This window comes from Photobacterium carnosum (assembly GCF_002849605.1).
Lineage (GTDB): Bacteria > Pseudomonadota > Gammaproteobacteria > Enterobacterales > Vibrionaceae > Photobacterium > Photobacterium carnosum.
Window position 1 is genome coordinate 55,857 of the sequence record NZ_NPIB01000007.1, and the last position, 20,364, is coordinate 76,220.

The following is a 20,364-nucleotide window of genomic DNA, read 5'->3' on the forward strand; positions in this document are numbered from 1 at the left end:
AAATAACTATCCAGCTTCTCAGCATACAGCTCATACCCTTCTAACTGGTCTTTCAACCAATCATGTTTGTTATAAACTGCTCAGCTCATGGCCTAACATCTTCTCAACTACATGTGGCATTACACCAAGCTCTGATGCATCGGTGGATAACGAACGTCTAAAATCATGGGTACACCAATCGTCAATGGGTAAGCCATCTCTTATACGGCGGATATAACGGTTAGCGGCTGAAATAGTTATCGGCTTATCAAGATCACCACCAGAGAACAACACATCATCGTAGGTTGCCATTACTCGTTCTAAAATCGCCCTTACTTTAGTTGGTATTGGGCGTCTTATTGGCGTGTTGATTATGGTTCGCTTTATTGGGTGAGCTATCAGTGATCGATTCACCACATGTTTGAGTATTAATGACGCCAATGCAAAACAGTAAAAAATAACCCTACAACACGCGAATAGTAGATTCCCTATCGCCCTCCGCGAGCATTCACTGTAGGGAATGACGATGGGGACGCTTTATTTTCCCTAAAAACTTGCCTCTGTTAGGTCAGTTACGGGATACTTAGCTTTATAACGTATTGCTTTAAGAAAATATTAAGTTGATATGCAGCGTGTCATTAATTACGGTAACTTAATATTGAGCCAACGGCTTTTGGGAAAACTATGAAAAAAACCAACGAACCAAGCTTATACTGGATTGATTACGAAACCTTTGGTGCCAGTCCAGCGAATGATCGCCCTTGCCAGTTTGCAGGGGTGCGTACCGATATGGAGATGAACATCATCGGTGAGCCTTTGGTGATCTATTGTAAGCCACCAGCCGATTACTTGCCGTCACCTGAAGCATGTTTGATTACGGGTATTACGCCACAAGAAGCAATGGAGAAAGGTTTATCAGAGCCTGAGTTTATTGCGCAAATTCATGCTGAGCTATCAAAGCCAAATACCTGTGTCATTGGTTATAACAATGTTCGCTTTGATGATGAAGTTACCCGTTATACGTTATACCGTAACTTTTATGACCCTTATGGCTGGGCATGGCAAAACGGCAACTCTCGTTGGGATTTACTCGATATCATGCGTACTTGTTATGCATTGCGTCCTGATGGTATTAACTGGCCAACAGATGATGAAGGTCGTCCGAGCTTTAAGCTTGAGAAGCTCTCTATCGCGAATGGCATTGAACACGCGAATGCCCATGATGCTATGGCTGATGTGTACGCCACGATTGAGCTGGCGAAGATTTTAAAGCAAAACCAACCTAAGCTGTTTGATTACCTGTTTGAGTTGCGTCATAAGCGTAAATTACAAGATCTGATTGATATTGTTGATTTAACCCCTATTGTGCATGTATCCGGTATGTTTGGCACTGAATGTGGCAATACCAGTTGGATCGTACCGATGGCGTGGCATCCTGACAATAAAAATGCGGTGATCTGCGTTAACCTTGCCCAAGATCCAACCCCATTAATTGAGATGAATGCTGATCAACTGCGTGAGCGTTTATACACTAAGCGTATCGATCTTGGTCCTGATGAATTACCCGTCCCGATTAAAGAAGTGCATTTAAATAAGTGTCCAGTGCTTGCGCCTGCGAAAACGCTTAAAGCAGAAGATGCAGCGCGACTCGGTATTGATCGTGAATTATGCCTTAAACATTTGGCATTATTAAAACAGCACCCTGAAGTTCGTGCAAAGTTACTTGAAATGTTCAGTGTTAAACGTGAATACGCCAATAGTGATAACGTTGATACCATGCTTTACGATGGCTTCTTCTCAACCGCTGATCGTTCTACGATGGATATTATTCGTGAAACTGAGGTTGATGCACTGGCAACATTAGAAATCAATGTTGAAGATGAACGTATTAAACCGCTGTTGTTCCGTTATCGTGCACGAAATTACCCATTAACGCTTACCTATCAAGAACAGCAGCGTTGGAAGCATCATTGCCAAGATTTCTTTGAACAGAACATGACTAAGTACATGGAGAGCTTTGAAGCAGCTGCGCTCGATTGCCAATCCAATGAAAATAAAATGAAGATCATGAAGTCGTTATATGACTATATTAATAAGTTAATGTAATTCATGGTGTTACACATTTAAAAACACAATAAGCTCATCATAATAATCATGTGATGGGCTTTTTTATTATTAATAAGACCTGTTATTTGATGATTGTCGCAATTACGTCAACACTTAATGCTATCGAGTGAGGTTGTGTTCGAGGCGTTTACAAATGGGTGGAATAATGACAACGAAAACGGCAATAAAATGTTATCGCTTTGAAGGTATTGATTTTATTCCTGAAGATAGGCTACTTCGATGGCATGATAATCAACAAATACTATTAACTGATGACGAATCCCGTTTTTTAGCCTCTCTTTGTCATCTTGCTGGTGAAGTTGTCAGTATTGAGTCGGTGTACCGTTATACCTTTATCTATCCCAATGCATTCGAAGATAGCGGTGATCATCATTATGATCTCAATATTCTATTATTATCACTGTCTAAAAAATTATTTCGTCATGGAAAAATGGCTATACCTATCTATATTATCCCTAGTTATGGCTTTCGCGTGTCATTACCCAATACCGCAGCAGTACGCAATGAAACCTCGGTATTAAAAAAAACGCCATCATGGTCAAACATCGCAAAAAAACACACCAGAAAACCTTTTTCATTAGTGATAAAGACTAATTATGCAACTATTCTTACAACAATAATCATTACATTCACACTACTAATAAGCTTGTATGTATTTACGATTAATTAACATTATCGCTTGTTTTATCAACGAAAACTCATATAGTCCGTTAATCTTAAAAAATTAGTGTGACAATTGTCATGCTAATTTGTATGATGAATAAAACATTTAAGAGTTATTCTACACATGAATTACATCCGCTCATTTGCCATCGTCATGGCTTGTTTCTTTTTAGGGCAAGGCATTCAGCATTTTTCTGGATTACCGGTTCCTGGCAGTATTATTGGTTTATTTATCCTCTTTATCGGCCTGGTTACTGGAATTTGTCGTGCTGAATGGGTTGAAAGTACCTGTAATCTATTAATTAAACATATGGCACTGTTATTTGTTCCCGTGGGTGTCGGTTTAATGAATTACTTAGGCATCATTGAAAATAATGCCGCTATTATTTTTGCAAGTACTCTTGGTAGCACCACTATTGTATTAATTGTAATCGGGTTAGCAGTACACCATAAGGAGAAAAATTCATGATTTGGCTAGTGGCAACTTTAGTCTGTTTTTATTCTGCACGTTATTTAGCGATGAACATTAAAAACCCTTTTTTCAACCCTCTTTTGATCACCCTTATTATCATGATTCTGGCACTAAAATGGCTGGAAGTGCCTTACCAAACTTATTTTGCTCAAAATGAAGTGATCAACTATTTGTTAGGCCCGGCCGTTGTTGCATTAGCTTTCCCGTTATATCAACAAATTGGACTTATTCGTAGTAAGTGGAAAACCATTTTAACCTCATGTTTTGTTGGCAGCGTGTTATCAATGACCTTTGGTACTGCGATTGCTTTTTCAATGGGTGCGGATGCTCAACTTGCGGCAAGTATTTTACCTAAATCTATCACTACGCCCCTTGCAATGGCGGCTTCTCAACAAATTGGTGGTATTCCTGCGATCACTTCTGCAATGGTGATTATTGTCGGGTTATTTGGCGCGGTATTAGGTTATCCGATCATGAAGCTATTCCGTGTAAAACACCCATTAGCAAAAGGCTTATCGATTGGTACGGTTTCACATGCATTAGGCACAGCCAAAGCTGTAGAAGAAAACTATCAAGAAGGGGCATTTAGTTCGTTAGCCTTGGTTATTTGCGGCATTATGACAACCCTATTAGCCCCGCTGATGTTCCCTTTGCTTTTACACTTGTTTGGTCATGCTTCGTAGCGCAACACGTAATCGAACATAAAGTAATCAAAATAATAAAATTTCAACAAGTCATTGAAATAATGTCTTGTTAATTACAGAAACAAGTGTGACGCCACTCTCAATAATGTAATAGGTGTAATAGCAAAGTAAATAATGTGATCAAGATCACTCTCAGCGTACTGTGATTCACATAGAATGTTTTGCCATAAACAATGAAGGAGTAACACCCAATGTACGCACGTGTTATAAAAGCATTAAGCTTATTACCTGCTGAATTGGCGTCAGCTTTAAAGCCTATTATTGAAGCTTCAGATTTCGATTCGACTATCAGTCCTGAGCAATTTGAATGTTTATTATCAACAACGCACATGACTGATACTGAACTTCGCTTGGCCCTCCTTCCTCTTGCTGCTTCCTATGCTGTAGTCCCTATTTCTAATTTCTATGTTGGTGCAATTGTACGTGGCACATCTGGCCGCTTATATTTTGGCGCTAATATGGAATTTGAAAACGCAAGCATGGCTTGTACTATTCATGCTGAGCAATCGGCTATTAGCCACGCATGGATCAAGGGCGAAGTGGGCATTAAAGATGTCACTATTAACTACAGCCCTTGTGGTCACTGCCGTCAGTTTATGAATGAATTAACCTCTGCTAACGACATGATCATCCAACTGCCACAACGCGAACCAATGACGCTGCAACAATACCTACCTGATTCTTTCGGCCCGCTAGATTTAGGGGTTAAAGAGGGTCTATTAAGTGATTTGAATAATGGTATTCGTATTGAAGAAAATTCAGAGCTTGCGATTAGCGCGTGTAATGCAGCCAACCGTTCACATGCACCTTACTCAAAGAATTTCAGTGGTGTGGCATTAAAAGCACAAGATGGTCGTATCTTTGAAGGAATGTATGCAGAAAATGCGGCATTCAACCCAAGCTTACCGCCTCTGCAAGTTGCATTAATTAATATGAATATGTCTAACTATTCATTATCTGAAATTGCAGAAGCGGCACTGGTAGAAAGTGCTGAAAGTAAAATTAGTCAATTAGCGCGTACACAAGCATTGTTAGATGCACTTAATCCCGATATACAATTAACGTATGTTGCTTATTAAGTCTGCAATTGATTTAAAAAGATTGAAGAGACCGCCTAAGTGGCGGTTTTTTGTTATCTAAACTTGATCAATGTTGGCTATCAAACACCAAAAGCGTATCATCTTGCCACCTAATTATTAGAAGCCAATGACAATGTCTCAAACACATAATCCTCTGCGAGGCGCAGCATGGATGCTAACTGCCGGGCTCGCGTTTGCCGTAGTAAATAGCTTAGCTCAGTACCTTAGTATCAAAATGCATGTTCCTTCCACCTCTGTGGCGTTGATCCAATACTTTATTGCATTGATCGCAATGCTGCCTTGGCTACGCAAGTTAGGCATTCGTCAATCGCTTAAAACTAATCATTTTTGGTTACACTGCTTACGGGTGTTTTTTGCAGTTATTGGTATTCAGTTATGGTTATGGGCATTAGCCTACCCTGTTCCTATTTGGCAAGGTATTGCATTACTGATGATTTCCCCGCTGTTTGCAACCATTGGTTCAGGGCTCATTCTTAAAGAAACTGTCGGTAAAGCGCGTTGGTTAGCAACGTTAGGTGGTTTTGTTGGTGCAATGATTATTCTTGAGCCATGGTCTGAAGATTTTAACATCGCGACATTATTGCCTGTAGGTGCAGCCTTTTTCTGGGCAGCTTATTCATTGATGGTGAAAAAACAATCTAGCCATGAATCACCCACAACCATCGTGATGTATCTACTTATTTTAATGACGCCATTCAATCTTATTTTAGCTGCGCCTGATTTTACCATGCCAACAATCGGTTTGGGCTGGTGGTTATTAATTCTGGCAGGTTTATTAACTGGGTTAGCACAATGGGCAATCGCTAAAGCCTATGCGGTGGCTGATGCTTCTTTTGTCCAACCTTTTGATCATGCTAAATTACCTTTAAACGTATTAGGTGGATGGTTAGTCTTTGGCTGGGCACCACCCGGACGATTATGGCTTGGTGCTGGGATTATTATTCTCTCCGTTGCTTTTATTACCCATTGGGAAAATCGTAAAAAATAACCACATTAAAACCGCTTATGATAAGCGGTTTTTTTTCGCTTCACGTTCTTCAATTATGATCTTTCTATCAAACACCCACCAAAAGCAAACGATTGCGCAAACATCAAAATAAGGTATTATTAGCGACAGATTTCACCTTTAATGACAAATCGTAAGGAATTTCAATGTTTGGTACCGCTACTTGTTCTGATGCAACCCGTGTATTACTGCTTGGCTCTGGTGAGCTAGGTAAAGAAGTTGCTATTGAGTGTCAGCGTCTTGGGCTTGAAGTGATTGCTGTTGATCGTTATGAGAATGCGCCAGCAATGCAGGTAGCACATCGTAGCCATGTGATTGATATGTTAGATGGTGATGCACTTAAACATATTATTGCCCTTGAACAACCCCACTTTGTTGTACCTGAAATTGAAGCAATTGCGACAGATACTTTAGTTGAACTTGAAAGCCAAGGTGTCAATGTCGTACCCACCGCTAACGCGACTAAACTGACCATGAACCGTGAAGGCATTCGTCGTCTTGCCGCTGAAACCTTAGCCATTCCAACCTCGCCTTATGAATTTTCTGATCAATATGCCGATTTTGAAGCCTCAGTGCATCGCATTGGCATGCCGTGTGTTGTAAAGCCGATCATGAGTTCATCTGGCAAAGGTCAAAGCGTGATTAAAACTACCGCAGACATTGAATCAGCATGGCAATACGCACAAGAAGGTGGACGTGCAGGCGCAGGCCGAGTCATTGTTGAAGGCTTTGTCGATTTTGATTATGAAATCACACTTCTCACAGTACGCGCGGTTGATGGTGTGCATTTCTGTGCGCCAATTGGTCATCGTCAAGAGAATGGCGACTACCGCGAGTCGTGGCAACCACAGCAAATGTCAAAGGCAGCCTTAAAAGCGGCTGAGAACGTTGCTAAGAAGGTTGTAAACGAATTAGGCGGTTATGGTCTATTTGGGGTGGAATTGTTCGTTAAAGGCGATACAGTGCTGTTTAGCGAAGTATCCCCTCGCCCACACGATACAGGAATGGTAACCCTGATCTCTCAAGAGTTATCTGAATTTGCATTGCATGTCCGTGCCTTTTTAGGCATGCCAATTACCACGATTACACAGTATGGTGCATCAGCTTCTGCGGTTATTCTTGCTGAAGGTATTTCTACCAATATTCGATTTGATAATTTAACCGCTGCGTTATCTCGTCCACAAACGCAAATAAGACTGTTTGGCAAACCTGAAATCAATGGTCGCCGCCGTCTTGGGGTTGCGCTTACACGCCGTGATGACATTGACACAGCTGTTACTGATGCCATTGCTACGGCAGCAGATGTTAACGTCATTCTGTAGCCTTAGCGGTGCAATAAAGACAATAAAGGCGTCACATAGACGCCTTTGTTTTTTCAGCTACGCTATTGTGAGTTTATTAAACTTCAATTAGCCATACTTCTTCAGCGAAACGCTCGACACCACGTTGACGACGAGGATGGGTTGCATCAGCTTCATCACGTTCTAAATGGGTGATCTTACAACCACTGAATAACGCTTCTATTTCAGCCTTAGGCACGGAGAATGGAGGCCCGTCCATTTGTGATTGAGGGTAATCTAAGGTCACTAATAAAATACGCCCACCGGGTTTAATCAACTGCAATAAACGCTCAACATAACGTTCACGCATTGATTGTGGCATCGCAACTAATGCCGCACGATCATACACCACATCAACCGGTGCAACAGGAACGGTAAAATAGTCCCCTTGATAAATTGTGATCTCATCAAATGAATACACATGCTCACAGCCGATCCCGATGACTAATGGCGTGTAAAGATTCTCAGCAAAAAAAGCTTTTACAGCAATATCACTCAGTTCAATCCCAACCACATCATTATGACGCGCCGCAAGCCAAACTAAGTCTTCTGATTTGCCACACATTGGTACTAACACACGATCATCACGTTGAGCATTAACCTGTGACCAGTGTTTTATTAATAATGGATTAACGTCGGTTAAATGAAACCCGATACGATCTTCAGCCCAACGGCTATGCCAAAATTCAGCGTCCATGTATTACCTTCTTTCTTTATATATTTTTTATTTGATGCTAGTTGACCATAAGTCGCTATTGAGACTCAAGGGTTAAGTACAGAAGAAACAGGAAAACAGCAGGAATAGGAAAAATCGAAAGTGCAGGAAGAGAAGATAAACAAGGTAATGCAGGTGAACATGTCACTTTATAATAATCAACAAAAAAGGGATGCCATAGCATCCCCTTTTTATTGACCACGCTGATAGCTAGATCAAAAATCTGTTTTTCAATTTTTCTATCGGAGAGTCATTGAATAACGATTGGAAGCCACTCAGGTTATGAAATTCTGAATAGTTTAATCGAATCACGACGAACCGTTACGCCACGGAAAGTTACTGGCTCTAACAACGTCATTAGTTGCTTAGAAACAAAAAACTTACCGCCATAGCTACGATCACCGCCACGATTAACCCAATCAGCAAATTCATCAGCCAGACTGAACATTGAGTTACCGACTAATAAAACTAGAACTTTAGCCACTTCGCTATCGTTCTGACGGTTAAACTCTGCGTCACGAACTTTCTTACGATATTCGTCGACAATTCTTTCAAGGCACTCAAATCTGCTCATATACACCACCATAAAAATCGAGGCGTGGATACTACTGCTCAACTCCCGTTAAATCAAGCCATCTCCGCATGTTTCTTGTGTTTAATCATTAAATTTTTCACTCTAATAACATTATTAACACTTATTACCACAAAAAATCGTATTTCTATTTATTTTTACTCTTTTGAAAAGTTTTATTTAAAATACATCTTTGTAAGCGTTAGAATAATTCCTTTAACTTATAACAGGTAACAATACATGGATAAAAAAGACGACTTTCACCTATTTGGTCAACTTAATGATGAATTTAGGACTATAACGGCAATGATCGATCTTTATTGCTTAAAACATCATCAAATCAATAATAACAAATTTCAACTCTGTGATGACTGTGAGCAATTTAGGATCTATGTAAAACAACGTCTCGATCGATGCCCTTATGGTGAAGATAAACCCAGCTGTAAACAGTGCCCTATTCATTGTTATAAACCACAACAAAAGATAAAGTCACAGACAATCATGCGTTATTCTGGCCCAAAAATGCTAATTAAACATCCTATTATGGCTATCAAACACCTTATCAAGGATAAAAGAGCAATACCGGTACTAAACAAAGAAATGATATCTAATCATAAAAAAAGAAAAACGTTATTAAACAATGAATAATAGACAAAAAAGCAGATATAAAAATGCAGTCCTTAAAGAATAAAGACTGCTTCCATAATGATATTGTTTGTAATAATCTATTTAATTACGATAAAAATCAATTACTTCAATTTTTACAGGTGTATTCTTTTTCGTTAGTTCAACAGTAAATTGATCTTCATCAACCACTTTAGCATTTTTAGCACCGTCACCAATAACACTCACCCCTTCAATTTTAGTGTAAAGCTTAGTGTAGTCATAATGCATAGTAACCGTGACTTTAGTCGGTGCCGTCGTTGATAATTCAAAGGTACAAATACCTGTTGGACAAAACACATCAATATCATCAGGTGATGTAACCGACACTGTATCAACATTTTTAATAGGTGATGCTGTAACCGTTGCCTCACTACAGCCTGCTAATAACATTGTTGCCGCTACCACAAGAAAACCTAATTGACTTTTTTTCACCGATTTATCCTCATTTTATTTTATATACTGTGATATCTACTTAGACAAATACATCACAGTACAAATTATATTTATAATTGGCCTAATGACTTGATTTCATCAACCGTTAAATAACGCCATTGGCCCTCATCAACATCTAAAGTCACGCATCCAATACTCTCTCGATGCAAGCCCATTACTTTATTGCCAATACTAGCAAACATACGTTTCACTTGATGAAATTTACCTTCAGTGATCGTTAATAACACTTGTTTATCATCAACGATAGTTAATATTGCAGGCGCAGTCAGCTGAGGTTCACCTTGCAACTTAATTCCTTGAGCAAACAAATGCTTAGCACTTACATCAATGGACTGACGAAGGTGTACTCGATACACTTTAGGGCATAATTTATTAGGAGAGGTAATATTAAACGACCATCGACCATCATCAGTAATAAGGACTAATCCTGTCGTATCTGCGTCTAACCGCCCCACAATATGTAGCTCTTGTGGGCGTTCTATATCAATATAGTTAAATAGCGATGGGTAAACTTCGTCAATATTAGAACAAATTGTTTGCGATGATTTATTCATTAATAGATAACGAAATGGACGTGAACAAAGTTGCTCACCAACAAGAGTCACATCATTATTTTCATGAACTTGAGCCGAAATATCGGTGATCACGGTGCCATTAACCTGAACATCACCTTGAGTAATAGAAGCAATGGCTTGCGCTTTTGTGAATGCCGTACTTTTACAAACAAATTTATCAAGACGCATAGAAACATCGCTATTTATAAAGCGATTATTATCCTTGTCCGTCAATAATAAGCAACCACTAGACTTAGATTTAATCTATCCACTTTCAATGCTTATCCGATCATCATCAATAAACGCCTTTATCTACCAATTAATCTTACAAATGACGCTTATTTCAACGGCTTAATATTGAACATCAACACATATACCAAAAAGGTATTAAATGAGATCTATCTCAATAATTTTATTAATTTACTAAATATTGTTTGTCGCAATAATAAAGCTAGGCTAATATCGCGCAACTTTGGTAATAGTACGATTACCATAACCAACATAATTTCTTTATAATCATTAGGTTAACAATGTCTTATAACGCTTTATACACTGATTTGTCTGGCTACTATGATTTAATGTGTGCTGATATCGATTACCAAGAACAAAGTAATTGTGTCCGCAGACTCCACCAGCTATTTGGTAATCAAGGCACTCGTTACCTTGATCTTGCTTGTGGTACTGGTCCTCATGTTGAACATTTTATGGGTTATGGTTATCAAGCAAGTGGCTTAGATATTAATCAGCCAATGCTGAACATTGCTCAACAGCGTTGCCCTCAAGCAACGTTTATCCAACACGATATGTGTAACTTCACAGTTGATGCGCCATTAGATTTAATTACTTGCTTCTTATATTCATTGCACTACAACGCCAATATTGAAAAATTGATGCAATGTATTGAAAGTGCATTTAATGCCTTAACTCAGGATGGCGTTTTTTGTTTCAATGCCGTTGATAAAAATAAAATCGATAACCGCTCTTTTGTACGCCACACAACTGAATTTGAAGATAACCATTTTATGTTTCAATCAGGCTGGAATTACAGTGGCGAGGGTGAGCATCAACAATTACAACTTCATATTGAGAAAACAAGTGACAATGTAACGCAATCTTGGCGTGATAATCACCCAATGGTGGCAATAAACTTTGTTCAATTACAACAATTATTAGCGCCATTTTTTGATGTCACCATGTTCGAACACAGCTACGATAAAATCGTACCGTGGAATGGCCAATCAGGTAATGCTATTTTTGTGTGTGTAAAAAAAGAAAATACTGTTACCAGCCAACAGGCGGCATAAAAAAAGCCTCGATCAACATACATTGATCGAGGCCTCATCAGCTTAACAATTAATATTACTCTAATAGAGAGCCTTTATAGCACCCTACTAAGCCAACACTATTATTTGTCGTTTTCAGCGATAACTACATCAGCAGCAGCTTCTGCGGCAGCTTCTTCTTCTTTAAGAAAATTTTCTTTATCACGATCGTTTGATTCAGAACGGTGAGCTAATGGTTTTTCTTTTTTCTTGATAATTTGACGCTCTAAACGTGCAAATGCTGCGCTTAGTGCTTCGCTTAATTCTTTTTCATCAGCTGATGCTTCAATATCACCAACACTAGTCTTAACCGCAATTTCGACAATAAATTGACGGCCTGGTTCTAGCTTCATAAATACATTACGGCTATGAAAAGCCACTTGGAATTTATCAAATTTAGCAAACTCAGATTCAATGTGAGCTTCCATATATTCAGGTAATTCAAAACCTTTAGCAATTACTTTTAAAGTCATATTTTCCACCAATAATTTATTAAGTTATTTATTGTTTGTGTTATTAACATGAACCTAAATTAAAAAACAAAACGTGACGCAGATCACAATTTAAAATCATAACACTTAACACCCAATTTAATAACTGCTGTCAAATCAAGCACAAACGCCCCTTGTTTCGTGCAAATAACAGCCATAAATTATAGATACGTTTATATTACAGACAAAATGTCATTTTTTAATCACTATTATTTAACCAAAAAAATATATACCTAATAATTAGATCTAAATGATTAATTTGGTCTATGTTTTATCTCACTACTATTTAAATCTTATTTAATTACCTATTTATAATAATTGATTATGTAATTTTGAGTTTTAACCTTTAGATTTTAGATAATGACTTAAATAGTTAGTACCGCTAATGTAAATGCAACATATATCTTTAAATATGTTGTTTATGCTTTAGCGTTTTTAAATTTAATTTCTCATTTGGTATAGAATTATGAATCAGACATACCCTCTAATAAAAGGCAATTGGCTTCCTAAAAACAAAGCACATATTGCTGCTTGGATTAAAGATTTAAAAACACGTACGCATTTAACATCTAACTCAATCGCTCAACCGATTATAGATTTTAAAGAGTTAGTTGAAAATGATCCGACGTTATTACGTCTTTCACAAGATATGTTTAGTGAAGCGAAAAGCCACAAAGAATTAACGCCATTAGAAACCCCTGAAGTTAACGACTTTGATGAATTTTTAGTTCTTCTTAACCATATAATGACGCAAGCTCCCGAGTGCACTGAGTTTTTAGATCCTAAAACAGGTGCACTTGAACCTTGTGGTTTAATTGGTTTCCCTATTAATGCGCTACTTGATTGGCCAATGGCAACAGATTCAGGTTATGCATTCTTTGCTAACGAACTTGTTAACCAACAATTTAAGAAGATTCTTACTTACTGGAGTTTGTACCTTTCATCTCCAGCATCACGATCAGTATTAATTGAAAACCATCCAGATCGCACACCAAAAGTCTTTGGTTGGTTAAGTGATAACGCACAAAAAGAAATGGTTACGGTTGCTTGTCAGGCAGAAGCAAGTGATTCAGAAAATTATAATAAGCCGTTTGAGCATTTCTTTAACTGTGATCCAACAGATCAACACTATGGTTTTAAATCATGGGATGACTTCTTTACGCGTACATTTAAAGACGGCGTAAGACCTATTGCTGAAGGTGATGATATTATTGCTAACGCCTGTGAGTCAGCACCATTACAAGTTGTTACCAACGTCGCTAAATCTTCAAATTTCTGGCTTAAAGGTCAACCTTATTCATTAGAAAACATGATGGCTTTTGACCCACTAGCAGAGCAATTTGTAGGTGGTACGGTTTATCAAGCATTCCTTAGTGCATTAAGCTACCACCGTTGGAACAGCCCAGTAAGTGGTACAGTTAAAAAGACTTACATGGTTAACGGCTCATACTACTTAGGCAATCGCTACCAAGGCTTTAGTAATCCTGATGGCGCTGATGATAGCGCACCAAATAATTCGCAGCCTTTCTTAACTGCTGTTGCAACACGCGCAGTGATCTTTATTGAATCAGACAATCCTAACATTGGCTTAATGTGTTTCATTGCTATTGGTATGGCTGAAGTATCTTCTTGTGCTGTTACTGTAGAAGAAGGCCAACATATTGATAAAGGTGATGAACTAGGTATGTTCCACTTTGGTGGCTCTACACATTGCTTAATCTTCAAACCAGACGTTGAGCTTGAATTTGATTTTCATAATACAGCGCCAGGTCTTGATGCGACTAATATTCCAGTATGTTCTCGAATTGCGACAGTAAAAAGTAAATAGCTTTTTAAGATGTATTATATAAATACTGAAGCAGTCTAAATTAGACTGCTTTTTTTATACCTTAACCTTCCAATCCACACTCGTTTATTATGGCTTAATGCGCTTCTGCCCAACAACAAAAAGAATTATCGCGATGTTTATATTTTTATTCATACCAATATCCTTTGTCATTAACAATAAAAGGCTTAATGTATATTAGTACCCGATCAATAATGACAAAGGAAAAACAGATTTATACTTACTTAATGTGTAACAAACACAATTTATAATGTAGCCACAGTACCCGTTTCTTTGACCCAATGATTAATTAACTCACCAATAGCTTCTGTATCCGTATACTGGTGCCTATCTCCACCGACTTCTACACAATGAATATTATGTTTACCTGCAACCTCTGCGGCAATCTCAGCATAAGATCCAAAAGGATCGTGCTTTTCTTGAATAATTAATACCGGCTGACTTTTCTTTTCAAGTGTAGGTAGCAATTCACGTTCTGACTCTGAAAATAGACTCCACGCAACACCAATCAATACTAGCCGATCCCAAGTAATGGCCTTTTGTGCCTTAAGGGTAATTAAACATCCAATAGATTTGGTGATCACAACATCAAAATGCCCAGATGGAAGATAACTTATTTCGTTATCAACACTAAAAGCTTGCTCATTCTTCCATGCGACAAATCGATGCATATCAACCGTTTCCTGTCGCCACTGGGTTGCTGATATTATTTTTAATAACCATGATTCAGTAATTGGCATTTTCCCAGGTATCGCTAAAATCTTCATAAATTATCCTTAGTTAGATTCATCATACAAAAATATTAATACCATAATAGCGCTATTTACCTATTAAAAGAGACACTCAAAAATACAATATTATTGTTATTTAATTAGTATCAATTTTAAACGTTATTAATAGAACGATAATCACAAAACAATTAAGTGTAACCGATACCACTACGAATCATTTACACCTCAATAATTCTATTAATTTGCTCTAAAATTCAAACCATCTCACTTTTAACATTACATTTACGCGTAATTATTTGCTAGTAATCTAAGTAAAATACGCTTGTTTTTGTGCGCTATATTTCAAAACGAAATATTTAATGTAACCGCTTCCACTAATTTGTAGTGGATCACAGTTAGGACCTAAATATCAAGTAATAATAAAAAATAAAATAAGGCCCTACACACTATGTCATCACAATCTATTAGTTTAAAAACTAAGTTCAGTTACGAAATAGGTGTCTTAGGTACACATTCAGATTCAATAATTAAAATTCAACATATTCCCTAAAAGCACTGGCCGCAGTGCTTTTTCTTTTTTGATTTCGTTTACAATATGCTTTTCTGTTAATCTTTTAAAATTCAGTATGATATGTAATAAGATAGCTTTATAATAACAAACTCATTTTATAATAAACGACAATATTATCTGTCACCAAGATTGATCCACACAATAGTGACATTTAATTTGAGAGCATCTATGGCAACAATTAAAGATGTTGCTCGTGAGGCTGGCGTCTCTGTAGCAACGGTATCACGTGTATTAAACCACTCACCTAAAGCAAGTAAAGCCTCTGTTCTCGCGGTAACGACTGCAATTACCAATTTAAATTACCAACCTAACCTTGCAGCACGGGCTCTTGCTAGCCATCATACAAATACGGTGGGTGTATTGGTCGGTGATGTCTCTGATCCTTTCTTTGGTACATTAGTAAAAGCCGTTGACACTATCGCTCAACAAAATGGTAAAAACCTTTTAATTGGTAATGGTTATCATCGAGCGGAGGATGAAAGAAAAGCCATCAATTTACTTATAAACAGCCGCTGTGATGCACTCGTTATTCATTCAAAGGGACTTTCAGATCAAGCTCTCATTGATTATGCACAACAAGTAAAATCTTTGGTTTTAATTAATCGCTATATTCCTGAACTGGCAGATCGTTGTATTTCACTTAATAATACCAAAGGTACTTATATTGCGACTGAATACCTCCTTCGTCACGGTCATACACATATTGCTTATATCAACTCATCACACGATATAGAAGATGCAACCCAACGATTACAAGGTTATAAAGACGCACTAGCCGCCTATAATATAGAGCTAAATGAAAGTTACATAGAAACCACCGAACCGTATATTGAAGGTGGTGAACAAGCAATGACAAACTTGCTGTCAAAATCATTACCCATTTCAGCCGTTGTTACCTACAACGATAATATGGCAGCAGGTGCAATTAATATTCTTGAAGATAATGGGGTTAAAGTACCCGATAATCTTTCTGTAATAGGTTTTGATGACGGTTTAATCGCTCGGTATGTACGTCCACAATTGACCACTATTCGCTATCCGATCTATCTTATGGCTGAAGAAGCCACAAAATTAGCGTTAAATTTAATTAATGATAATAATATAAATACTATACCTCGTGTTTTTTCACCAATACTTGTCAAACGTAACTCTGTTATAAATAAAATATTAACTTAATCACCTTATTTATAAAAAATAATCAACTAATGACTATGTATATTCATTGGTTGATTATTCTTATTCATCATAAAATACGTCGACTTACTTTATTACACCTTATAAAAGCAGTATGGGGTGTTAATCCTTAATCACAAGAAACATCTTAAAACTTCAACATAACCATAGAATATAGATTTATACTTCATTTTTGTATTTTCTATTGAATAAATAGTCGATTAAATTTGTAATATTCAGTTTTTTAGCTAACCCTAATTGTAAGTGATACACATATAGGAGAGGTAAAATGAACATACCACTAATATGTAATTTACAATTAACGCAACTTAGTGATCATGCAGTGAATGAACTTGCCCCCTCCTTTAAACATCTACCTCAAACCGCACATGCTGATGGAAAATACCGTTTACGTCGCTATTCTATTATTCGTATTCATAACGGCAGAATAGATCACTTACCGCCAACTGACTTTGTACAGTCTAATGATATTAATCATTTTCAGGGTAACGTCGTACGTCACTTTGAAGCCCTAGATGATGATCTGATTTATTGTGATGGCATGTTAGAAATGTGTGAGTTGTTTCAACAAGCCAATGCCTTACCTGATGGTCAACCCATTGAGATTCATCAAATACGTATAGCAGTACTCAATGGCGAAACACCGACTTCACCAGAGGGTATTCATCAAGATGGTTTTGAACATATTGCCGTCATTGGGATTGATCGTCATAACATTAAAGGTGGTGAGTTCTTAGTTTATAAAGATAAAACCGCATCGCCTTTTCTATGTACCACATTACAACACGGTGAAATGGCAATTCTGGCTGATAATATCTTGTGGCATAACGCTCACCCTATTAAAGCAATAAAAAAACATCAACAAGGTTATTGGGATGTCTTTGTATTGACCACCAAGGAGATCCAACATGACATTTGATCCCATGACCATTCGATCATTATTTCCAGCACTCAATCAACGCATTAATAACCGCCCAGTGTGTTTATTTGATGGACCCGGTGGATCGCAGGTTCCTCAATCAGTTTTAAATGCCATGAGTCACTATTTAGGTCATTTCAATTCAAACTTAGGTGGCGTTTTTTTCTCTAGTATTGAAACATCCACATTAATGGCAACAGCGCGTCATGCGGCGCAAACATTAGTTAACGCCCCTTCAATAAACAACATGATCTTTGGCGCGAATATGACCACACTGACCTTTCAATTAAGTCGAGCGATTAGTCGTGATTGGCAGAAAGGTGATGAGGTAATTGTTACGGCACTCGATCATTATTCTAATGTTTCAAGTTGGCAACAGGCCGCAGAAGATAAAGGTGCAACAGTACATCAAGTACGTATCAACCAAACTACCTGTGATTTAGATTATGAGCATTTCAACGCCCTACTCACACCTCGTACTAAATTAGTGGCAGTAACGTACGCTTCAAACGTGACAGGATCACTTATTGACGTGCAACGCATTATCACCGCAGCTCATGCCGTCGGTGCCAAAGTGTATGTGGATGCTGTGCATTACGCACCACACCGATTAATTGATGTACAAGCATTAGACTGTGACTTTTTAGTTTGCTCAGCTTATAAATTCTTTGGGCCTCACCTTGGTATTGCTTATATCGCACCGCAATGGATTCAATCATTACGCCCTTATAAAGTTGAACCCGCCCCAAATAATGGACCGGCACGGTTTGAAACAGGTACGCAAAATTTTGAAAGTTTGGCGGGTTTTATTGCTGCCGTTGATTATTTAGCCGCTTATAGTCGAACTTTAGACACACAAGCATTGTCATTACGCCAGCATCTAAGTCGAAGTTTTGACGCTTACCAAACCTATGAACAAACACTAAGCCACTACTTTATTAATAAATTACATCGTTATAATAATGTGCAATTGTTTGGCTTACCGCATGAGCAACATCGCACTCCCACCTTTGCTATTCGTATTAACGGCATCCAACCAGCAGACGTTGCTATCGCATTAGGAAAACAAAATATCTGCGTCTGGCATGGTCATTTTTATGCTCAAGGTTTATGTGAACAATTAAACCTTATCGATAATGGTGGTGTTATCCGTATTGGGTGCATGCATTACAATACCTTTAACGAAATTGACACCTTATTTGAGGCTCTTAATTGCTACTTAACCCTCAAATAACCCTTATCTTCAGCAACCAAAAATAAAAAACCAATAAAAATGCAACATGTCACTTAGGTTTATTAGAAAAACAAAGTATGCTTAATCAGAGTAAAAGGAGTAATATCACTCAAGGAAACAAATGATTGCGCTAATTTCTATAATTTACAATTAACGCATTTATCTATTATCTTACATCAGTAATAGTATGATATTATCATCTAACCCGCTCCAATTCGGTACACCAATGAACCAGTCTCAACAACTACTCGATATTAGTACTAATGCTCTACTACATCTAGAATTTAAAAAGCTTGATAAACGGCTGACACAGACTGAGCAAAATAATCTACTTGTTCAGTACCTAAAAAAAATCATCAAGAATGATAAATATCGTACGGTTAAGAAATCGACGAAAAGTTGGTTATTGCGCGGTAGAAAAGTAGGTGTCTGTTTAGAATCAATACTTAATAATGATCGAGAGCGAATTTTGCAAACCAGTTCAACAGACCTTTATCGTTTTGTTGACCTCATTGAAGATGTTGAAGCTCAATTGCATACCCAAGTGCAATATTCACTCGCACATAATATCAATCTTAATGCTCGTTTTGGTAAAGTATTGGTGTGTGTGGTTGATGAAGATTTAACGTCTAGTTTTGATGATGATGGACTAATGATCAAATCAACTCAACTTTTATTCATTGGCAGCACTGAACATAAAGATATATTTTCTGCTGCAATAGATCAAAGTGGTTATTTTCAATCTGTAATTGCATATGAAGATGAAAGCCACCTTCGTGTTGAACTCTTTAGATTATAATTTTTACTGTATGAAAATACCAATGAGTCAGCTCTATTCTAATAACTTACTCATTGGTTAATGAATATTTCAAATTATTACAATTCAAAAATTATAAACCCTTCTTGATAATAAACAGTATTATTTTATTTACTGTTTATTAATGAACATTTTTCTTGCCTCAACAAAAGATACTTCTTCTAATAAATAATCAACGTTATCACAAGCATCATTGACCATTAATTTTGTTGTTATTTGTTTTACAACGTAACATTTAGCAGGAACTTGAGGTTGTTCATGGGTATCATTGAAAAAACGTAAATCATTAATAGATAAAGAAACAGCCAGCTGACTATTAATATCAATTTCCACCGCTAAAACATCACCCACTTTAGGTAAATAAGATAAGCTATCACCTGTAATATACTTTCTTGCTGGTAAAATATTTTGATCTGATTGTAAATCAACAAAATTAACCATTAATGAAATCATTGGATTATTTAACATTGGATTACCTTATTTGATTGTTTTTTTTATTATATCTATTTAGAGATAATACAACGCTCTCTAAAACATAATTATTATTTTTCATAAACTAACGGTAACTTACGAGTATATTTTAGCGTATAAAAATCTTAAATATTTTTTGGCATGACATGGCTGAAACCTTAAGAAGATGTCGACCATATGATATACGGCCAACGCTCGCTCATTATCACAACGAACATAAGCAAACAGTTTTTCATCCCCTTTCTGTTTTTCAACCTCAAACGTAACTTGAAATAACAAATGATACACCCTTGACCTCTGCTGTTACTGCCAATAAAGGTTCCAATAATACCCCCATGAATTTACACCTAAGTAACGCTCACGGTATACCTCTACTTGTCATACCATGGTTGTTGATACAATTTTTAATACGTTAAAC

22 protein-coding genes and 1 pseudogene are annotated in these 20,364 nt (G+C 37.3%); 14 read left to right on the forward strand and 9 right to left on the reverse strand.

Features of this window, described 5'->3' with window-relative positions; all coding sequences use genetic code 11:
- Window positions 1-69 precede the first annotated feature (69 nt).
- Window positions 70-291 (reverse strand): tyrosine-type recombinase/integrase, encoded by a 222-nt coding sequence (locus tag CIK00_RS21520; protein ID WP_233426546.1) that lies wholly within the window; start codon window positions 289-291, stop codon window positions 70-72.
- Window positions 292-663: 372 nt separating this feature from the next.
- Between CIK00_RS21520 and sbcB the strand changes: the two genes are divergently transcribed.
- From sbcB to purT, 7 genes are all read left to right on the forward strand, one after another.
- Window positions 664-2,085 (forward strand): exodeoxyribonuclease I, encoded by a 1,422-nt coding sequence (gene sbcB / locus CIK00_RS08025; RefSeq protein ID WP_101768371.1) that lies wholly within the window; start codon window positions 664-666, stop codon window positions 2,083-2,085.
- Window positions 2,086-2,251: 166 nt separating this feature from the next.
- Window positions 2,252-2,776 carry a hypothetical protein gene (locus CIK00_RS08030; protein ID WP_144043154.1) on the forward strand — a complete coding sequence of 175 codons (525 nt, stop codon included), beginning with the start codon at window positions 2,252-2,254 and terminating at the stop codon, window positions 2,774-2,776.
- 117 nt (window positions 2,777-2,893) lie between these two features.
- The gene (locus tag CIK00_RS08035) at window positions 2,894-3,238 is read left to right on the forward strand and encodes a CidA/LrgA family protein (RefSeq protein WP_101768373.1); all 345 of its coding nucleotides are present in this window, start codon (window positions 2,894-2,896) and stop codon (window positions 3,236-3,238) included.
- Window positions 3,235-3,924, forward strand: coding sequence for a CidB/LrgB family autolysis modulator (locus tag CIK00_RS08040; protein WP_101768374.1), 690 nt, complete (start codon window positions 3,235-3,237; stop codon window positions 3,922-3,924). The genes CIK00_RS08035 and CIK00_RS08040 overlap by 4 nt, the downstream gene beginning before the upstream one ends.
- A 212-nt stretch (window positions 3,925-4,136) precedes the next feature.
- Window positions 4,137-5,024 carry a cytidine deaminase gene (cdd, locus tag CIK00_RS08045; RefSeq protein ID WP_101768375.1) on the forward strand — a complete coding sequence of 296 codons (888 nt, stop codon included), beginning with the start codon at window positions 4,137-4,139 and terminating at the stop codon, window positions 5,022-5,024.
- Window positions 5,025-5,157: 133 nt separating this feature from the next.
- Window positions 5,158-6,033 (forward strand): DMT family transporter, encoded by an 876-nt coding sequence (locus CIK00_RS08050; protein ID WP_101768376.1) that lies wholly within the window; start codon window positions 5,158-5,160, stop codon window positions 6,031-6,033.
- Between the two features lie 164 nt (window positions 6,034-6,197).
- Window positions 6,198-7,373, forward strand: a complete 1,176-nt coding sequence (gene purT / locus CIK00_RS08055; RefSeq protein ID WP_101768377.1) for a formate-dependent phosphoribosylglycinamide formyltransferase — start codon at window positions 6,198-6,200, stop codon at window positions 7,371-7,373.
- Window positions 7,374-7,449: 76 nt separating this feature from the next.
- On the opposite strand, the gene CIK00_RS08060 is transcribed toward purT, so the two are convergent.
- Both CIK00_RS08060 and CIK00_RS08065 read right to left on the reverse strand, forming a co-directional pair.
- The gene (locus tag CIK00_RS08060) at window positions 7,450-8,088 is read right to left on the reverse strand and encodes a thiopurine S-methyltransferase (RefSeq protein ID WP_101768378.1); all 639 of its coding nucleotides are present in this window, start codon (window positions 8,086-8,088) and stop codon (window positions 7,450-7,452) included.
- 298 nt (window positions 8,089-8,386) lie between these two features.
- A complete protein-coding gene (locus CIK00_RS08065; RefSeq protein ID WP_005367981.1) occupies window positions 8,387-8,680 on the reverse strand; it encodes a hypothetical protein in 294 nt (97 codons plus the stop codon).
- Window positions 8,681-8,917: 237 nt separating this feature from the next.
- On the opposite strand from CIK00_RS08065, the gene CIK00_RS08070 reads away from it, so the two are divergent.
- Window positions 8,918-9,325, forward strand: a complete 408-nt coding sequence (locus CIK00_RS08070; RefSeq protein WP_101768379.1) for a nitrous oxide-stimulated promoter family protein — start codon at window positions 8,918-8,920, stop codon at window positions 9,323-9,325.
- 81 nt (window positions 9,326-9,406) lie between these two features.
- On the opposite strand, the gene CIK00_RS08075 is transcribed toward CIK00_RS08070, so the two are convergent.
- Window positions 9,407-9,775, reverse strand: coding sequence for a spore gernimation protein (locus CIK00_RS08075; protein ID WP_101768380.1), 369 nt, complete (start codon window positions 9,773-9,775; stop codon window positions 9,407-9,409).
- A gap of 71 nt (window positions 9,776-9,846) precedes the next feature.
- Window positions 9,847-10,539 (reverse strand): pseudouridine synthase, encoded by a 693-nt coding sequence (locus tag CIK00_RS08080; protein WP_101768381.1) that lies wholly within the window; start codon window positions 10,537-10,539, stop codon window positions 9,847-9,849.
- Window positions 10,540-10,880: 341 nt separating this feature from the next.
- Here CIK00_RS08080 and CIK00_RS08085 point away from each other — a divergent pair, with 341 nt between their 5' ends.
- Window positions 10,881-11,654: a class I SAM-dependent DNA methyltransferase gene (locus tag CIK00_RS08085; RefSeq protein ID WP_101768382.1), complete on the forward strand. Its 774-nt coding sequence runs from the start codon at window positions 10,881-10,883 to the stop codon at window positions 11,652-11,654.
- 101 nt (window positions 11,655-11,755) lie between these two features.
- On the opposite strand, the gene hpf is transcribed toward CIK00_RS08085, so the two are convergent.
- Window positions 11,756-12,145 carry a ribosome hibernation-promoting factor, HPF/YfiA family gene (gene hpf / locus CIK00_RS08090; protein WP_101768383.1) on the reverse strand — a complete coding sequence of 130 codons (390 nt, stop codon included), beginning with the start codon at window positions 12,143-12,145 and terminating at the stop codon, window positions 11,756-11,758.
- Between the two features lie 484 nt (window positions 12,146-12,629).
- Here hpf and CIK00_RS08095 point away from each other — a divergent pair, with 484 nt between their 5' ends.
- Complete coding sequence (locus CIK00_RS08095) at window positions 12,630-13,991, forward strand: phosphatidylserine decarboxylase family protein (protein ID WP_101768384.1); 1,362 nt, start codon at window positions 12,630-12,632, stop codon at window positions 13,989-13,991.
- 263 nt (window positions 13,992-14,254) lie between these two features.
- Here the strand turns inward: CIK00_RS08095 and CIK00_RS08100 are convergent, their stop codons facing one another.
- Entirely contained in the window at window positions 14,255-14,776 is a 522-nt protein-coding gene (locus CIK00_RS08100) for a hypothetical protein (protein ID WP_101768385.1), read from the reverse strand.
- Window positions 14,777-15,479: 703 nt separating this feature from the next.
- Here CIK00_RS08100 and CIK00_RS08105 point away from each other — a divergent pair.
- The 4 genes from CIK00_RS08105 (at window position 15,480) to CIK00_RS08120 (ending at window position 19,457) form a co-directional block, all read left to right on the forward strand.
- Entirely contained in the window at window positions 15,480-16,487 is a 1,008-nt protein-coding gene (locus tag CIK00_RS08105) for a substrate-binding domain-containing protein (protein WP_101768386.1), read from the forward strand.
- Window positions 16,488-16,773: 286 nt separating this feature from the next.
- Window positions 16,774-17,424: a 2OG-Fe dioxygenase family protein gene (locus CIK00_RS08110; RefSeq protein ID WP_101768387.1), complete on the forward strand. Its 651-nt coding sequence runs from the start codon at window positions 16,774-16,776 to the stop codon at window positions 17,422-17,424.
- Window positions 17,414-18,658, forward strand: coding sequence for a cysteine desulfurase-like protein (locus tag CIK00_RS08115; RefSeq protein WP_101768388.1), 1,245 nt, complete (start codon window positions 17,414-17,416; stop codon window positions 18,656-18,658). Before CIK00_RS08110 ends, CIK00_RS08115 begins: the two co-directional genes overlap by 11 nt.
- Before the next feature lie 226 nt (window positions 18,659-18,884).
- The gene (locus tag CIK00_RS08120) at window positions 18,885-19,457 is read left to right on the forward strand and encodes a DUF2913 family protein (RefSeq protein ID WP_101768389.1); all 573 of its coding nucleotides are present in this window, start codon (window positions 18,885-18,887) and stop codon (window positions 19,455-19,457) included.
- Window positions 19,458-19,586: 129 nt separating this feature from the next.
- Here the strand turns inward: CIK00_RS08120 and CIK00_RS08125 are convergent, their stop codons facing one another.
- Entirely contained in the window at window positions 19,587-19,943 is a 357-nt protein-coding gene (locus tag CIK00_RS08125; protein WP_101768390.1) for a hypothetical protein, read from the reverse strand.
- 183 nt (window positions 19,944-20,126) lie between these two features.
- Window positions 20,127-20,284: pseudogene (locus CIK00_RS21525) on the reverse strand (N-acetyltransferase); the annotation flags it as partial.
- Window positions 20,285-20,364: the final 80 nt, after the last annotated feature.

Coding starts and splice junctions, on each gene's coding strand:
- CIK00_RS08115 (WP_101768388.1), top strand. CDS start 17,414: ATGACATTTGATCCCATGACCATTCGATCATTATTTCCAGCACTCAAT.
- CIK00_RS08080 (WP_101768381.1), bottom strand. CDS start 10,539: ATGCGTCTTGATAAATTTGTTTGTAAAAGTACGGCATTCACAAAAGCG.
- CIK00_RS08040 (WP_101768374.1), top strand. CDS start 3,235: ATGATTTGGCTAGTGGCAACTTTAGTCTGTTTTTATTCTGCACGTTAT.
- CIK00_RS21520 (WP_233426546.1), bottom strand. CDS start 291: ATGGCAACCTACGATGATGTGTTGTTCTCTGGTGGTGATCTTGATAAG.
- CIK00_RS08070 (WP_101768379.1), top strand. CDS start 8,918: ATGGATAAAAAAGACGACTTTCACCTATTTGGTCAACTTAATGATGAA.
- hpf (WP_101768383.1), bottom strand. CDS start 12,145: ATGACTTTAAAAGTAATTGCTAAAGGTTTTGAATTACCTGAATATATG.
- CIK00_RS08125 (WP_101768390.1), bottom strand. CDS start 19,943: ATGTTAAATAATCCAATGATTTCATTAATGGTTAATTTTGTTGATTTA.
- CIK00_RS08030 (WP_144043154.1), top strand. CDS start 2,252: ATGACAACGAAAACGGCAATAAAATGTTATCGCTTTGAAGGTATTGAT.
- CIK00_RS08050 (WP_101768376.1), top strand. CDS start 5,158: ATGTCTCAAACACATAATCCTCTGCGAGGCGCAGCATGGATGCTAACT.
- purT (WP_101768377.1), top strand. CDS start 6,198: ATGTTTGGTACCGCTACTTGTTCTGATGCAACCCGTGTATTACTGCTT.
- cdd (WP_101768375.1), top strand. CDS start 4,137: ATGTACGCACGTGTTATAAAAGCATTAAGCTTATTACCTGCTGAATTG.
- CIK00_RS08095 (WP_101768384.1), top strand. CDS start 12,630: ATGAATCAGACATACCCTCTAATAAAAGGCAATTGGCTTCCTAAAAAC.
- CIK00_RS08100 (WP_101768385.1), bottom strand. CDS start 14,776: ATGAAGATTTTAGCGATACCTGGGAAAATGCCAATTACTGAATCATGG.
- sbcB (WP_101768371.1), top strand. CDS start 664: ATGAAAAAAACCAACGAACCAAGCTTATACTGGATTGATTACGAAACC.
- CIK00_RS08110 (WP_101768387.1), top strand. CDS start 16,774: ATGAACATACCACTAATATGTAATTTACAATTAACGCAACTTAGTGAT.
- CIK00_RS08035 (WP_101768373.1), top strand. CDS start 2,894: ATGAATTACATCCGCTCATTTGCCATCGTCATGGCTTGTTTCTTTTTA.
- CIK00_RS08065 (WP_005367981.1), bottom strand. CDS start 8,680: ATGAGCAGATTTGAGTGCCTTGAAAGAATTGTCGACGAATATCGTAAG.
- CIK00_RS08060 (WP_101768378.1), bottom strand. CDS start 8,088: ATGGACGCTGAATTTTGGCATAGCCGTTGGGCTGAAGATCGTATCGGG.
- CIK00_RS08085 (WP_101768382.1), top strand. CDS start 10,881: ATGTCTTATAACGCTTTATACACTGATTTGTCTGGCTACTATGATTTA.
- CIK00_RS08105 (WP_101768386.1), top strand. CDS start 15,480: ATGGCAACAATTAAAGATGTTGCTCGTGAGGCTGGCGTCTCTGTAGCA.
- CIK00_RS08120 (WP_101768389.1), top strand. CDS start 18,885: ATGAACCAGTCTCAACAACTACTCGATATTAGTACTAATGCTCTACTA.